This window comes from Sphingopyxis indica (assembly GCF_900188185.1).
Taxonomy (GTDB): Bacteria; Pseudomonadota; Alphaproteobacteria; order Sphingomonadales; family Sphingomonadaceae; genus Sphingopyxis; species Sphingopyxis indica.
In genome coordinates, this window is sequence record NZ_FZPA01000003.1 from 169,631 (window position 1) to 183,727 (window position 14,097).

11 protein-coding genes are annotated in these 14,097 nt (G+C 67.3%); 5 read left to right on the top strand and 6 right to left on the bottom strand.

From position 1 onward, the window contains the following. Positions 1 to 92 precede the first annotated feature (92 nt). The 4 genes from nhaA to CHB69_RS06755 all read left to right on the top strand — a co-directional run bounded on the left by nhaA (position 93) and on the right by CHB69_RS06755 (position 4,878). Complete coding sequence (nhaA, locus tag CHB69_RS06740; RefSeq protein ID WP_089215227.1) at positions 93 to 1,376, top strand: Na+/H+ antiporter NhaA; 1,284 nt, start codon at positions 93 to 95, stop codon at positions 1,374 to 1,376. Then, a complete protein-coding gene (locus CHB69_RS06745) occupies positions 1,376 to 2,836 on the top strand; it encodes a hypothetical protein (RefSeq protein WP_089215228.1) in 1,461 nt (486 codons plus the stop codon). Before nhaA ends, CHB69_RS06745 begins: the two co-directional genes overlap by 1 nt. 147 nt (positions 2,837 to 2,983) lie before the next feature. Then, positions 2,984 to 3,751, top strand: coding sequence for a tryptophan 2,3-dioxygenase family protein (locus CHB69_RS06750; protein WP_089215229.1), 768 nt, complete (start codon positions 2,984 to 2,986; stop codon positions 3,749 to 3,751). Continuing rightward, positions 3,748 to 4,878: an aminotransferase class V-fold PLP-dependent enzyme gene (locus CHB69_RS06755; RefSeq protein WP_170935462.1), complete on the top strand. Its 1,131-nt coding sequence runs from the start codon at positions 3,748 to 3,750 to the stop codon at positions 4,876 to 4,878. Before CHB69_RS06750 ends, CHB69_RS06755 begins: the two co-directional genes overlap by 4 nt. Before the next feature lie 129 nt (positions 4,879 to 5,007). On the opposite strand, the gene CHB69_RS06760 is transcribed toward CHB69_RS06755, so the two are convergent. Next, complete coding sequence (locus CHB69_RS06760) at positions 5,008 to 6,756, bottom strand: N-acyl-D-amino-acid deacylase family protein (RefSeq protein ID WP_089215231.1); 1,749 nt, start codon at positions 6,754 to 6,756, stop codon at positions 5,008 to 5,010. A gap of 123 nt (positions 6,757 to 6,879) precedes the next feature. Here CHB69_RS06760 and CHB69_RS06765 point away from each other — a divergent pair, with 123 nt between their 5' ends. Beyond that, positions 6,880 to 7,668, top strand: coding sequence for a methyltransferase (locus tag CHB69_RS06765; RefSeq protein WP_245836590.1), 789 nt, complete (start codon positions 6,880 to 6,882; stop codon positions 7,666 to 7,668). A gap of 198 nt (positions 7,669 to 7,866) precedes the next feature. On the opposite strand, the gene CHB69_RS06770 is transcribed toward CHB69_RS06765, so the two are convergent. The 5 genes from CHB69_RS06770 to CHB69_RS06790 form a co-directional block, all read right to left on the bottom strand. After that, the gene (locus tag CHB69_RS06770; RefSeq protein ID WP_089215232.1) at positions 7,867 to 9,162 is read right to left on the bottom strand and encodes an acyl-CoA dehydrogenase family protein; all 1,296 of its coding nucleotides are present in this window, start codon (positions 9,160 to 9,162) and stop codon (positions 7,867 to 7,869) included. Positions 9,163 to 9,228: 66 nt separating this feature from the next. Beyond that, positions 9,229 to 10,560, bottom strand: a complete 1,332-nt coding sequence (locus CHB69_RS06775; RefSeq protein ID WP_089215233.1) for a phosphotransferase family protein — start codon at positions 10,558 to 10,560, stop codon at positions 9,229 to 9,231. Between the two features lie 106 nt (positions 10,561 to 10,666). Beyond that, positions 10,667 to 11,578, bottom strand: a complete 912-nt coding sequence (locus CHB69_RS06780; RefSeq protein ID WP_170935463.1) for an energy transducer TonB — start codon at positions 11,576 to 11,578, stop codon at positions 10,667 to 10,669. Positions 11,579 to 11,652: 74 nt separating this feature from the next. Beyond that, complete coding sequence (locus tag CHB69_RS06785; RefSeq protein WP_089215235.1) at positions 11,653 to 12,645, bottom strand: cupin-like domain-containing protein; 993 nt, start codon at positions 12,643 to 12,645, stop codon at positions 11,653 to 11,655. Positions 12,646 to 12,716: 71 nt separating this feature from the next. Then, a complete protein-coding gene (locus CHB69_RS06790; protein WP_212541897.1) occupies positions 12,717 to 13,958 on the bottom strand; it encodes a serine hydrolase domain-containing protein in 1,242 nt (413 codons plus the stop codon). Positions 13,959 to 14,097: the final 139 nt, after the last annotated feature.

Sequence of the window (14,097 nt, forward strand, 5' to 3'; positions counted from 1 at the left end):
AGGATTGAATCGGGTTTGTAAAGGTGACGAACCCCCGTCGGGACGCTAAGAGGGCGACCAATTAGAACCAGAATGACAGGATTTTAGGCTCGATGGCTCTCAGTTCGCCCCGTTCAGCCCTGCGCGACTTCCTCGAAAGCGAAAGCGCCGGCGGGATGCTGCTCATCGCCGCGGCGGCGCTGGCGATGATCGTCGCGAACAGCACGCTCGGCGATCTCTATCACGACGCGATTCATGCGGTAACCGGCCCGGTGCTCACCGACAAGCTCGGGCCGATGACGGTCCATCTGTGGATCAACGACGGGCTGATGGCGATCTTCTTCCTGCTCGTCGGGCTCGAGATCAAGCGCGAGTTCGTCGACGGCCGCCTCGCGAGCTGGGACCGGCGGCGATTGCCGATGATCGCCGCGGCAGCGGGGATGGCGATGCCCGCGATCCTCTATATGGCGACCGCAGGCAGCACGCCGGGGCTCGCGCAGGGCTGGGCGATTCCGGCGGCGACCGACATCGCCTTCGCGATCGGCGTCCTCGCGCTGCTCGGCAAGCGCGCACCGACCTCGCTGAAGCTGTTTCTCGTCACCGTCGCGATCGTCGACGATATGGGCGCGGTCGTCATCATCGCGCTCTTCTACACCGCCAAGATCAACCTGGTCGCGCTCGGCGGCGCGGCGGCGGTACTCGGCATCATGTATCTGTTCAACCGGTCAGGGGTCAAAAGCCTGATCGTCTATCTGCTGCTCTTCGTTATCCTCTGGTATGCGATGCTGCTCTCGGGCGTCCATGCGACGATCGCCGGGGTGCTCGCGGCGATGGCGATCCCGCTCGAAAAGACCCCCGGCCACCCCGACAGCGCGACCTCGCCGCTCCATCGCCTCGAACATGCGCTGCACCCCTGGGTCGCTTTCGCGATCGTGCCGCTGTTCGGCTTCGCCAATGCCGGGGTCGACATCGGCGGGCTGACGCTCGCACAGATTTTCGCCCCCTTGCCGCTCGGCATCGCGCTCGGCCTGTTCCTCGGCAAGCAGATCGGCATCTTCGGCAGCGTCTGGCTCAGCGTGAAGCTGGGCATCGCGGGCAAGCTGCGCGGCGCGACCTGGCTGCAAATCTATGGCGTCGCGGTGCTCTGCGGCATCGGCTTCACGATGAGCCTGTTCATCGGCGGGCTCGCCTTTCCGGGCCGGCCGCTGCTCGTCGAGGAAGCCAAGATCGGCATTTTGATGGGATCGCTGCTCGCGGCGCTCACCGGCTATGCCGTGCTGCGCCTCGCGCCGCTGCACCCGCGCCATCACGAAGTCGAAACCGAGTCCGATGGCGAGATCGACGGCGACGGCGACGTGCGCGACACGTCCGACGCGCGGGGAACCGCGACCGCCTGATGCGCCGCGCGATCGCCTGTCTGCTGCTCGCGTCGGTGGCGGCGCCCGCCCTGTCGGGCTGCTATGCGCTCGATCCCGAGATGCGCCGCCACGTCGCCGAGCGCAAGGCGAAGGAAGGCGCGTCGCACGCGGCGGCACCGGAATCGCCGCCGCCGCCGGCTCCCACGCCGCCGGCCGTCCCCGACGCCTGGCCGCTCACCGCTCCAAAGGTCGATCCCGCAGCGGCGGCGCAGGCGCAGGACAGGCTCAAGGAAGCCGCCGCCGCCTACCTCATCCTGACGCTCGAGGCGGGCGCGCATGAAGAGGGCTATATCGACGCCTATTACGGCCCGCCCAAGCTGATCGCCGATGCGCTGACCGCGCCGCGCGACGTGCCGGCCCTGCAGGCCGAGGCGCGGCGGCTGATCGACCTGCTCGATGCTGCAGCGCCGAACCTCGCCGATCCGATCGAGCGCCGCCGCGCCGCCTTCCTGCGTGCGCAGCTCGTCGCCGCCGAGACGCGGCTGATGATGATGCAGGGCAAGCGCTTTCCCTTCGCCGAAGAGGCCGAGCGGCTGTTCGGCGTGCGTCCCGAGCTCAAACCGCTCGCGAGCTACGACGCTGAGCTGGCGAAAATCGCGGCGCTGGTGCCGGGCGACGGCCCGCTCGCCGACCGCGTCGAGGCGTATCTCGACCGCTTCACCATTCCCAAGGACCGCCTCGAAAAAGTCTTCGACGCCGCGATCGCGCGCTGCCGCGGGCGCACCGCGGCGCATGTGACGATGCCCGAGGGAGAGAATTTCGTGATGAAGTTCGTCACAGGCAAGAGCTGGAGCGGCTACAATCATTATGTCGGCGCCTATACGAGCATCATCGAGATCAACACCGACCTGCCGATCCGCCTGTCGCGCGCGCTCGACCTCGGCTGCCACGAGGGCTATCCGGGCCATCATCTGTTCAACATGAAGATCGAGGAGCAGCTGGTAAAGGCGCGCGGCTGGCTCGAATTCAGCGTCTATCCGCTCTACAGCCCACAAAGCCTGCTCGCCGAGGGCAGCGCCAATTACGGCATCGACCTCGCCTTTCCCGACAAGACGCGCCCCGACACCGAGCGCGACGTGCTGATGCCGCTCGCCGAGATCGCGACGCCGACCGACGATCGCTACTGGCAACTCCTCGATGCGATGAAGGCGTTGCAGGGCGCGCGGCTGACGATCGCGCAGCAATATCTCGACGGGCAGATCGACCGGCAGGCCGCAGTCGCGCTGACGCAGAAATATCAGCTCGTCTCGCGCGAGCGCGCCGAAAAATCGGTCGCCTTCACCGAACAATATCGCAGTTACGTCATCAACTATGCTATCGGCGAGGCGATGGTGAAGGACTATCTCGAACGCGGCGGTGCCGACCGCGACGAAATCTGGCGGCGCTTTTCGCTGATGCTCAGCGAACCGACGCTGCCCGCGGACCTGCTCGCGCCATGAGCAGCGCCGCCGCCATATTGTGGCTCGGCCAGTGGGGCTCGCCCCGCCGCCCGCCCGCGGGGGTCGCCCCGCGCGGCTGACGATCCGGCGCGCGTGCCCGCGCGCCCTTTCGATCGCCCGTGCCACATTTTTGAAGGGGAATTCCCCATGCTCGACAGGACCGAGACCCATCGCCGTATCGAGACGCCCGACATGAAGGATTATGGCGTCTATCTTGCCGTCGACCGCCTGCTCGGCTGCCAGAAGCCGCTCGCCGACCTCTGCACCCCCGACGAGCTGCAGTTCCAGATCGTCCACCAGGTCGAGGAACTGTGGATGAAGCTCATCGCCTTCACCCTCGCCGAAATCGACGGCCATATGGCGGCGCGCGAGACGATGCGCGTGCTGACCTTGTTCGACCGCGTCCACCGGCTGATGCGGCTGATGACCGACCAGCTGGCCCTGCTCGAAACGATGAGCCCGTTCGATTACCAGTCGATCCGGCTCCAGCTCGGCAATGGTTCGGGGCAGGAAAGCCCCGGCTTCCAGCTCCTGCTCACCCTGCCGCAGCCGCTGTGGGCGCGCTACAAGGCCGTCTATCTTGAGCCCGAGGGGCGCAGCGTCGCCGACGTTTACGACAGCGGCTACCGGCATGACGAGGCCTATATGGTCGCCGAGGCGCTGGTCGAGTATGACGAGCTGTTCCAGCTGTTCCGCGCCCACCATATCCAGCTGATCCACCGCTCGATCGGCATGGGGTCGAAGTCGCTCAAGGGCCGCCCGGTCGAATTGCTCAATGCCGGCGCGCGGCATCGCTTCTTCCCCGAGCTGTGGGACATTCGCGCCGAGATGACCGACCGCTGGGGCGCCGAATATGGCGTCAAGCGCGACAGCATCAGCGGCCATGGCGCCCCCGGCCACGGCAGCGGGCTGTGAGCGGCGCGCTGCTGCCGGAAGCGGTCGCGGGCCGCTTCCACCTGCCCCCCGGCGTCACCTATCTCAAGAGCCACAGCGTCGGCTGTCAGCCGCGCGCCGCCGAAGCGTTGCTGCGCGACAAGCTGCTGACGCCCTGGGCCGAGACCGGCGAGGCGTGGCCACATTGGCTGGAGGCGATCGACGAGTGGCGCGCCGCACTTGCCGGCCTGCTCGGCGTCGAGCCGCGCGACCTCTGCCCCGCTACCAATGTCAGCGCGGGCCTCTCGCGCTATCTCTCGGCGCTCGGCGCGGCGACGCCGCGGCGCACGATCCTGCTTGCGCCGAGCGCCTTTCCGACGATCGGCTATGTCGTCGGCGGGCTTGCGGCGGAAGGCTGGAGTGCGCGCTATCTGCCCGCCGACGCCGACGTTCGCGATCCCGCGAGCTGGGCGGCGGCGCTTGATGGCGAGGTCGCGCTGGTGATCGCGATGCACGTCAGCTCGAACAGCGGCGCGCTCGCCGACCTAGCAGGCATCGCCGCCGCCGCGCACGCCGCGGGCGCGCGCTGCATCGCCGACAGCGCGCAGGCGGTCGGCATCGTGCCGGTGACGCCCGCCCTATGGGGCGTCGATGCGCTGCTCGGCACCAGCGTCAAATGGCTGTGCGGCGGCCCCGGCGCGGCGTGGCTGTGGGTCGCGCCGCACGACCGCACCGCGCTCGACCCCGCCGAGCGCGGCTGGTGGAGCCACGAAAATCCGTTCGGGATGAACATAGCCGACTTCCGCTACGCCCCCGACGCGCGCCGCTGGTGGGGCGGCACCCCCGACGTCGCGCCCTTCATCCTGTCGACCGCGGGGATCGCCGAGATCGCCAGCATCGGGGTCGAGCGCATCCGCGCGCATAATCTGGCGCTCCAGACGATGCTCCGCGACACGCTCGAGGCGCAGACCCCGCAATGGCGCTGGCCGGCGGGGGCGATCGGCGGGACGCTGTGCATCGACACCGGCGCCGACCAGCCGCGCGTTGCAGCGATACTCGACGCGCAGGCGATCAAGGCCGATTTTCGGGGGTCGGTGATGCGGCTGTCGTTCCACGCCTACAGCGGTGTGGAGGATGTGGCGAAGACGGTCGCGGCGCTGGGAAAATAGCGCCGTCATTCAGCAAGAAGCCGTGTGCTCCCGCGGAGGCGGGAGCCCATCACCTGCCGGTGTCATCCTGAACCGGCCGGAGATGGATCCCCGCCTTCGCGGGGATACACGATGGTGCATGGCTTCCCGCTACTCCGCCGCCATCGCCATTTCGACGCGCTGCGGCCCGCGGATGACGCCGCCGGGATAGACGCCCTGCCCTTCGCCGTCCTTGAAGGTCACCTGCCCCGACTTCACCGTCGCGACATAGCCGTCGGCCTTTTGCAACAGGCGCTTGCCGCCCGCGGGAAGGTCGAAGGCCAGCCACGGCTTGCCGAGTTTCAGCCTCTCCATGTCGATGACATTGAGGTCGGCGAGATAACCCGGCGCGACGAGCCCGCGATCCTCGAGCCCATAGAGCACTGCCGTATCGCGGCACTGGCGCTTGATCGCGCGCGCGAGCGGGATGCGCCCGCCTCTTTTGCGATCGCGCACCCAATGCTGGAGCATGAAGGTCGGCGAGGCGGCGTCGCAGATCGTCCCGCAATGCGCGCCGCCGTCGGACAGGCTGTTCACCGTGTCGTCGGCGTCCTGCAATGCTTCGAGGAAGTCGAGATTGCCGTCGGCATAGTTGAGGATCGGCAGATAGGCGAAACCGGTCGCATCGTCGCGGCAGAGCAGGTCATAGGCATAGTCGGCGGGATCGACCCCCGCCGCCGCCGCGCGCGCGGCGATGCTCGCTTCGGGTCCGGGCTCATAATCGAAATCCTCGTCCATCTCGAACTGCATTGGCCAGCCGCCCGCGACGACCATCAGCAGCCCCATGATGTCCTTGGGCGCCTCGCTGAAATCATTCTCCTCGGAGAGCAGCTGCGCCTTGAACGCGGGATCGAGCAGCTTCGCCTTCTGCTCGTCCCACGGCAGATTTTCGATGGCGCGCCACGACGGGCGGAACCGAAAGGGATGCACCGTGCCGCGCCACGCCATGATGATGCCGTTGCCGCGTAGCGCGATCTGCGCGACGATATTTGCGCCCTTCGCATTTTCGCGCCGCATCGTTTCGATCTGCTCGCCCAGCGGCAATTCCTTGGCGATCGACTGGAGTGCGGCAAAGGTCACCGGCAGCCCGGTTTCGCGGCTGAGCTTCCCCATCCAGTCGAACTCGTTCCACTCACGGTTGAGGTCGCTCGCCATTTCGAACACGCCATAGCCGACGCGCCCCATCGCGCGGCCGATCTCGATCAGCTCTTCGGCGGTCGCGGTGGTGCCGGGGACGACCTCACCATCGACCGACTTGTGGATCACGGTGCGGCTGGTCGAAAAGCCGAGGGCGCCCGCGCGCACGCCGTCCTCGACGATGCGCGACATTTCGGCGATGTCTTCGGCGGTCGGCACCGCGCCCGGCTGTTCGCGATCGCCGAGCACATAGGCGCGCACCGCGCCGTGCGGGACGTGGCAGGCGACATCGACGGTGCGCGGCAGCTTGTCGAGCGCGTCCATATATTCGGGAAAGGTCTCCCAGTCCCAGCGCATCCCTTCGGCGAGCGCGGTGCCCGGAATATCCTCGACGCCTTCCATCAGGCCGATCAGCCAGTCGTGACGGTCGGGGCGCGCCGGGGCGAAGCCGACGCCGCAATTGCCCATGACGACGGTGGTGACGCCGTGCCAGCTCGACGGCGCCATTTCCCGATCCCACGTCGCCTGCCCGTCATAATGGGTGTGGACGTCGACGAAACCGGGAGTGACGATCTTGCCCGCCGCGTCGATCTCTTCGCGCCCGGCGCCGATGTCCGATCCCACCGCGACGATGCGGTCGCCCTCGACCGCCACATCGGCCACGAAAGGCTCGCCGCCCGAGCCGTCGACGACGGTGCCGCCGCGAATCACCAGATCGTACATCTCTCTCTCCCGTCATTTGGTTTCATCGCGAAACCTATCATCAAAATCGCGCGATGCAAATTGTCGCGCCAGTGTCGCGGCGAAGCGCTATGATGGCGCGGCAACAGGATGGGAGAGACCAGCATGATCCGTATGATGCTCACCGCCGCCGGCGCGCTCGCGCTGCTCGGCTGCACCGCGACCGGCTCTGGCGAAGGCGAAGCCACCGCCGCCTCGGCCGCGCCGGCGCCGATGGCGACCAACTATGCCGCGATCCTCGCCGACCCCAAACGCCCCGATGCCGACCGCGCGCGCGACGCGGCGCGCATGCCCGCCAGGCTGATCGACTTCGCTGAGGTCGCTCCCGGCGAAAGCGTCGGCGATTTCGTGATGGGCGGCGGCTATGTCACGCGCATCCTCGCGGGCGTCGTCGGGCCTGCGGGGCATGTCTATGCCTTTCAGCCGCAGGAATTCATCGCGTTCAAGGCGCAATATGGCACCGACCAGCAAGCGGTCGCCGCGGCCTATGACAATGTCGACGCCGTCGCAGGGCCCTTCGCCGCGCCCGCCTTCCCCGTGCCGCTCGACACGATCATCACGGTGCAGAATTTCCACGACCTCTATTTGAAGCCCTTCCCCGCCGATACGGGCGCGAAGGCGAGCGCGGCGCTGTTCGCGGCGCTCAAGCCCGGCGGCACGCTCGTCGTCGTCGATCACAGCGCGGCGGACGGCAGCGGCACGACGCTTTCGGACAGCCTGCACCGCATCGACAAGGCCGCGGTGGTCGATGCGCTGACCAAGGCGGGCTTCGTGCTCGACGCCGAAAACGACCTCTACGCCAACCCCGACGACCCGCGCACCGCGAACGTCTTCGACGCGGCGATTCGCGGCAAGACCGACCAGTTCGCGCTGCGGTTCAAAAAGCCGGGGTGACGATCTTCGGACAGGAGTGGCCGCAATTCTCCCCTCCCGCTTGCGGGAGGGGTTGGGGGGTGGGCAGCGACGGTGCGGTGCCCACCCCGCTGCGGCTAACGAGCAAGCTCGCAAGCCTCGCTGCCCCTCCCGCAAGCGAGAGGGGATGTCCGTTCCCCGTTCAAGCGGCGACCGGCCACCCCACGCCGATCTTTGTGATCAAATCTTCCCCAGCGTCTCGCGCCGCGGGCCGAGATAGCCGAACAGATAGGCTGCCACTTTTCGCATCTGGATTTCCTCCGCGCCCTCGGTGATCCGGTAGCGGCGGTGGTGGCGATAGATATGTTCGAACGGCTTGTGGCGCGAATAGCCGATGCCGCCGTGTACCTGCATCGCGCGGTCGGCGGCCTCGCAGACGAGACGGTTCGCCCAGTAATTGCACATGCTCACCTTGTCGGAGAGGGTGCGCTCGATCTCCTGGTGCGGCATATTGTCCATATCCCACGCGGTCTTGCGGATCAGCAGGCGGAGCATTTCGGCCTGCGTCGCGAGCTCGACGAGCGGGAACTGGATCGCCTGATTCTTCGCGAGCGCCTCGCCGAACGGTTTGCGCTCCCGCGCGTATTTCACGCTCTCTTCGATGCAATAGACCGCGGCACCCAGCGACGAGGCCGCCTGGCGGATGCGGTTCTGGTGGACGAAGCTCTGCGCGATCGACAATCCGCCGCCCTCGGGCCCGAGCCGCGCGCTGTCGGGCACCCATACGTCGGTAAAGCTGACACGCGGATGATCGGTCGGCATGTTGAAGGTCCAAAGATATTCCTCGATTCTGAGGCCCGGCGACGGGTTGGGGACGAGCAGGCAGGTGATCCCCTTGGCATTGCCATCGTCGCCGCTGGTGCGGCAAAAGGTCGCGCAGTGCGTCGCGACGTGCATCCCCGTCGTCCACATCTTCGCGCCGTTGATCCGCCAGCCCTCGACCCCGTCGCGGGTCTCCTTGACCGCGCGCGTCTCCATATGCGTCGCGTCGCTGCCATGTTCGGGCTCGGTGAGGCCGAACGCCGTCCGCCGCTTGCCCTCGAAGCCGCCGAGGATGAACTCCGCCTTCTGCTCGTCGCTCGTCGCGAACTGCTCGAACATCTCGACGAAAGGGAAATTGCCGACGATGCTATGCTCGTTCTGCAGGTCGTTGTGCAGGCCCAGCCCCTTGGCGGCGAAATGCTCGCGGATCACCGCCATCCACAGGTTCGACCCGTCCTTGCCGCCATATGTCTTCGGTGCCGAAAAGCGCCAGTGTCCCGCGGCGTCGGCTTTGCGCGTCGCCTGTTTCAAGAGTGCCTCCCACTCGGGACGCGGCAGGCCCTGATTGTCCCAGTCGGTGCGCGCATGTTCGCGGCGATGGTCGAAGAAGCGGATATTGTCGTCGGCCTCTTCCAGCGGCTTGATCTCCGCTTCGATGAAGGCATCGAGTTCGTCCAGATAGGCCTGCAAGTCGGCTGGAACCGCGAAATCCATGTCTCTCTCCCTTTGACCAAGCCCCTCCCTTCAGGGGAGAAGTGATTCGATTGCGTCAGATCGTCGCTATCCGCCCCAGTCCGCGCGCGCCGCCGCGAGCGCCGCATATTTCGGGCTGTCGACCGCGCATTTGTCGAGCACCGCGCGGCGCAGCCTGGCCAGCAGTCCGGGCTCGGCAAGCGTCGTCTGGCCGCGCATCAACGCTTCGGCGAGCCTCTTGTCTTCGGCCCGCGCGCCGGCGTCGAGATCGCGCATGACGATGCCGAGCGCGTTCATCGCGACGACGACCTGAAACTTGCCATGGCCCTCGGCCCCCGGCTTGATCGCTTCGCCGAGCCAGTCGCGCACCGCCTGCACCATCTCGCGGTTCGTCGGCTCGCCCACCGGCACCTCGGGCGCGACAGGCGATGGCGGCAAAGGCCGGGCGCGCTCGGCCTCGGGCGCCTCGCTTTCGAGGAGGCGGACGAGATCGAGTTCCTGCTCGGCGGTGCGCCGCCCGACGACGACGCGCTCGACCGTGGTGTCGGTGCCGCTCCGCCACGCCTGCCCCATCTGCAGACAGCCGAGTGCCCACCACAGGGTGCGATAGACGAGCCAGAAGCGGAAGCGTTCGCGGTCGACCGGACGCCCGCCCGCCGCCTCATAGGCCGCGAAATACGCCTCGAGGCTGCCGACCCCGAACGCGGGCCTGTCGAGCTGGCCGAAGCGCCATACCGTCATGCAACCGAACGCCAGATCCTCGTGCGCGTCGCCCAGATGCGCGAGTTCCCAGTCGAGCACCGCGGCGAGGCCGCCCGCATCGACCATCACATTGCCCATCCGGTAATCGCCGTGGACGAGCACCGGTTCGGCGGGCGCGGGCAGATGATCCTCGCACCATTTGACCGCGAGCGCGATCGCCGGCCGGTCGCCGCCATAGGAGAGGAAGCGCGCCTTGAGCTCGGCGAGCGCTTCGACGGTGTCCATCGCGGGAATGCCTTCGGGAATGACCTCGCGCGGCAGCGCGTGGATGCGCGCCAGCTCGCGCCCCAGATCGGCGACGAGCGATGGCGGCGGCGCCGCCAGGATCTTCGCCGGGCTCACCTCGGCTATGATGCGGCGCATCACATAGCCCGTCCCCATGCCGTCGCCCTCCGCGAGCACGCCGACGACTTCGGGCGCCTTCGCCCCGCCCGCGTGCGCCGCCTTGACCAGCGCCGCCTCGACCGCATGGCCATAGGGACGGCCCGCCATATAGTCGGCCGACGGCGCACGGCGCAGGACATAGGCTTCTTCCGCCCAGTCGAACGCCCAGCTTTCCATATTCGCCCCGCCCGACAGGCGCTCGAGGCCGGACAACTCTCCGGGCCCGGCGACGCGCGACATGAAGGCGGACAGGGATGCTGCAAGGTCGGTCATTACTTAATGATGCTAAGTATTTTGGCCGGCTGCAAGACCCAAAGCGCGTTTGCCGTCATGAGGACGAGGGGCATGGCGTATCTTTCGCGGCGCCCGCCGGCGTCATTCAGACGTGAAAGTTCACGGCATTGAGCCAATAGGACGGGATCGGTCGTCCGTCGCTATCGAGCGCCGGTTCGAAACGTGCCCGTCGTTTGAGGGCATCGCAAACCGCTTCGTCGAACGCTTTGTCGCCGATCGAATTCTGGATATGGCACGCGCTGACGCTGCCATTCTCATCGACATTCAGCCGGAACATGACGATCGCGCGCTGCCCCATCCAGGCCTTGCCCGGCGGATAGTCGCCGGGCAGCACCCAGCGCCCCGGATTGCCTTTCGGGATCACCGGCCGCGACAGGGTCGCATGTTTGGCAACGTCGATTCCCCAATGATCGAGCAGTTCGTCGGTGCATTGGCGCATCGCCGCGAGCGCTTTGTCGAGCGGTCCGGTTTCGAGAAGAAGGGGCTGATGCGCGGGTTTCCTCACTTCGAGAAATGTGGCCGCCGCCTCTTCCGCCGGCGTGATTCGCTTCGCTTTCGCAATCGCGATCCTGGCCGCCTTCTCGGCAGCGGCATCGTCGCCCGCGTCCGGATCGGCTGCGTCCTCGAATTCAGGTTCGTCGGGCTGCGGTATGATGCGCATCGCGCCGCGAAGGACGATCGCCGGCGTCTTGTCGGATGCATTTGCCGAATAATAGGATCGTTCCTGCATCGGCCCGACCGGCCCGAAGCGAAGTTCGGCAATGCCGTCTGACCGGCGGGTCCGCACGGGTTTGCCGATCAATTGCAGACGAAAGGGATCGCCCGGCTCATAGCGGTCGATCAATATCGTGACCTTCTGGTCGCCTTCGCCGAAGCTGCGCCCGATCCGGCAGCTATCCTTGGCGTAGTCGAGATGCCATTTCGAACTTGGGGCAAGCCGCAGCGGCTCGCGATCCTTGGCCGGCGCCGCGCCGGACGACAGCAATCCCAGCGCCATAGCGAGCAGTGCAAGACAACGCGCCCTTCCTCCCATTCGTAAATCCTGCCCCGCGCACCCGACGAAGGCAAGCCCTACAACGCCCCATAGGACGCATAATCCTCGACATGCGCATTGGGGCGGCGGAAGTTGGTGAAGCTCATGCTCGCCGACAGGTCGAGCGCCTCGACCTGGTGCCACCAGCCCACGGGGAGGAAAATGGCCTCGCCGGGGCCGATCACCGTTTCGAGCACCGGCGGCGTGCCGGCATCGCCCGGTCCGGCGGGGAGCGGTTCGTTCGCCCAGTCGGAGAAACAGTGGCGGCTATTCCTCATCCGCGCAAAAGCCCACGGCGGCGCCATGCGCACGCGCTTTCGCCCCAGTACCTGCACGAGCAGATTATTGGTGAGGTCGTGGTGCCACGGCGTCAGCGTTCCTCTCGGCCCGAGCCAGAAGAAGCCGTCGCGATTCCCGCGCGTTTCGAGCAGTTCGACGGGCGCGAGATCGTCCCACAGCGGCCCGAGCGCCTGCGCGTTGGTGCCGCTGTTATAGGCGGTCAGGTAGATGTCGTTGCTCGCCGCATCCCCCCGCAGCCAGTCGATCAGTTCGGCGAAGCGCACGAGGCGGCGGTGCGCGTCCTTGGCGAGTTCATAGTCGCCGTCGCGCTCGCGCTCGACCTGCGCCTCGACGGTCGCCGCACCGCAGGTCGCTTCGAAATGGTCGAGCGACCAGCGCGTCAGCGCCGGCCAATGATCGACAATGCCGGTGAGCCTCGCCGGACGGTTCGCCTCATAATAATGGCGGTAGAATGGCGCGGGGTCGGGCCTGTCGAGCGTGTCGAGCGCGAAGCCGCCGTCGGCCTCGCGCGCGAGGCGGTCGAGGTTCGCGAGCAGCCAGCCCTGCTTCGCCATGCGCGCACCCTGACGGCGCAGCGCCGCGGCCATCGGGTCCCTGACGATCCGGTCGACCTCATATTTCGCCGACGCCGCCGACACGCCCGCGCCGACGAGACGCGCGCGAAGCGCCGCGTCATCCTCGCCCGCGGCAAGGCCCTCGGCGAGCAAGACGCGCTTGTCGGGCTGGGGCATGTCGGACTCCTCGGACGGCCAAAGCCACGCTCAAGCGCTCCGCGGTGACAGAAACATGACAGCCGCCGCCATCAATCGCCCGCCGGCCCCTTATAGTCCGCGCCATAGACCGCCGCGCGGATGTCGTGGTGGAGCGTCCCGTCGAAAGGCATCGTCTGGGCGAAGAAGACCGCCGTGAGCTTGTTCGCGGGGTCGACCCAGAACAGCGTCGAGGCGGCACCGTCCCAGAAAAATTCGCCGACTGCACCGCGATTCTCTTCCGCCGTCTGCGGCTGGGCATAGCGAACCGCGAAATCGAGGCCGAAGCCGACCGCGCCCTTGCCGGGCAGCCACAGCCGTTCGGTCACCGCGGGGTCGAGCTGGTCGGTCGCCATCAGCCGCACCGTCGAGGGCCTCAGGATCCGCACCCCGTCGAGTTCGCCGCCATTGAGCAGCATCCGCGCGAAACGCTGATAATCGTCGAGCGTCGAGGCGAGCCCGAAACCGCCCGGGGTCAGCGCATTGTCCTGAAAGTTGAGCTTGCGCGTCTCGGCGGCGTCCTGCTGAACGAGCTTGCCGTCCTTCATCGCGTACATGGCCGACAGCCGGGCGAATTTCGCCTCGGGCTCGCGCCACGCGGTGTCGGTCATCTTGAGCGGCACGAAGATGTGGGTGCGGACATAATCGGCAAAGGGTTCGCCCGCGAGCTTTTCGACGAGCGCCGCCTGCACGGTGACCGCGGCGCTATAGCTCCACTGGGTGCCCGGCTGGAACAGCAGCGGCACGCTGGCGATGCGGCGGCTTGCTTCCGCAAGGCTGTTGGTGAGCGCGAGCGGGTCGGCGGCGACGAAGGCGTCGTGCGCCGGCGTCGGCCCCGCACCATAGGCGAAGCCCGCGGTGTGGCGCATGATGTCGCGCACGGTGATCGGGCGGTCGGCGGGCACATAGCGCGGCGCGCCCGCGGCGTCCTTTCCCGCATAGACGCGCATCTGCGCATATTCGGGAAGATATTTGGCGAGCGGATCGTCGAGGCGGACCTTGCCCGCTTCCCACAATTGCATCAGCGCGACGCCGGTCACCGGCTTGGTCATCGAAAAGATTTGCGCGATCGTGTCGCGGCGCATCGGCTTGCCCGCGGCGCGGTCGGCCATGCCCGCCGTGCCGAAATAGACCTCGCGCCCGTCCTTCCAGACGAGCGCCGAGACGCCCGCGGCACGCCCGCTTTCGACCATCGCCGCGAGCGCGGCGTCGATGCGGGCCTTGTCTATGGCTAGCGTGGGGGCAGCGGCTGTGGTCTGGGCCGGAGCGGAGGCCGGGGCCGCGACAAGCGGCATTGCGGCAACAGCCAGAGCGAAAAAGGATCGGCGCATTTTGCTCTCCCGTCTTTTATCGTGACGGGACGGTTCTGCGGGAAGCCCGCCGGCCGATCAAACGAAATGGCGGCCCCGCAGGACCGCCATTCGTATTCAAATG

Coding starts and splice junctions, on each gene's coding strand:
- nhaA (WP_089215227.1), top strand. CDS start 93: ATGGCTCTCAGTTCGCCCCGTTCAGCCCTGCGCGACTTCCTCGAAAGC.
- CHB69_RS06745 (WP_089215228.1), top strand. CDS start 1,376: ATGCGCCGCGCGATCGCCTGTCTGCTGCTCGCGTCGGTGGCGGCGCCC.
- CHB69_RS06750 (WP_089215229.1), top strand. CDS start 2,984: ATGCTCGACAGGACCGAGACCCATCGCCGTATCGAGACGCCCGACATG.
- CHB69_RS06760 (WP_089215231.1), bottom strand. CDS start 6,756: ATGTACGATCTGGTGATTCGCGGCGGCACCGTCGTCGACGGCTCGGGC.
- CHB69_RS06765 (WP_245836590.1), top strand. CDS start 6,880: ATGATCCGTATGATGCTCACCGCCGCCGGCGCGCTCGCGCTGCTCGGC.
- CHB69_RS06770 (WP_089215232.1), bottom strand. CDS start 9,162: ATGGATTTCGCGGTTCCAGCCGACTTGCAGGCCTATCTGGACGAACTC.
- CHB69_RS06775 (WP_089215233.1), bottom strand. CDS start 10,560: ATGACCGACCTTGCAGCATCCCTGTCCGCCTTCATGTCGCGCGTCGCC.
- CHB69_RS06780 (WP_170935463.1), bottom strand. CDS start 11,578: ATGGCGCTGGGATTGCTGTCGTCCGGCGCGGCGCCGGCCAAGGATCGC.
- CHB69_RS06785 (WP_089215235.1), bottom strand. CDS start 12,645: ATGCCCCAGCCCGACAAGCGCGTCTTGCTCGCCGAGGGCCTTGCCGCG.
- CHB69_RS06790 (WP_212541897.1), bottom strand. CDS start 13,958: ATGCCGCTTGTCGCGGCCCCGGCCTCCGCTCCGGCCCAGACCACAGCC.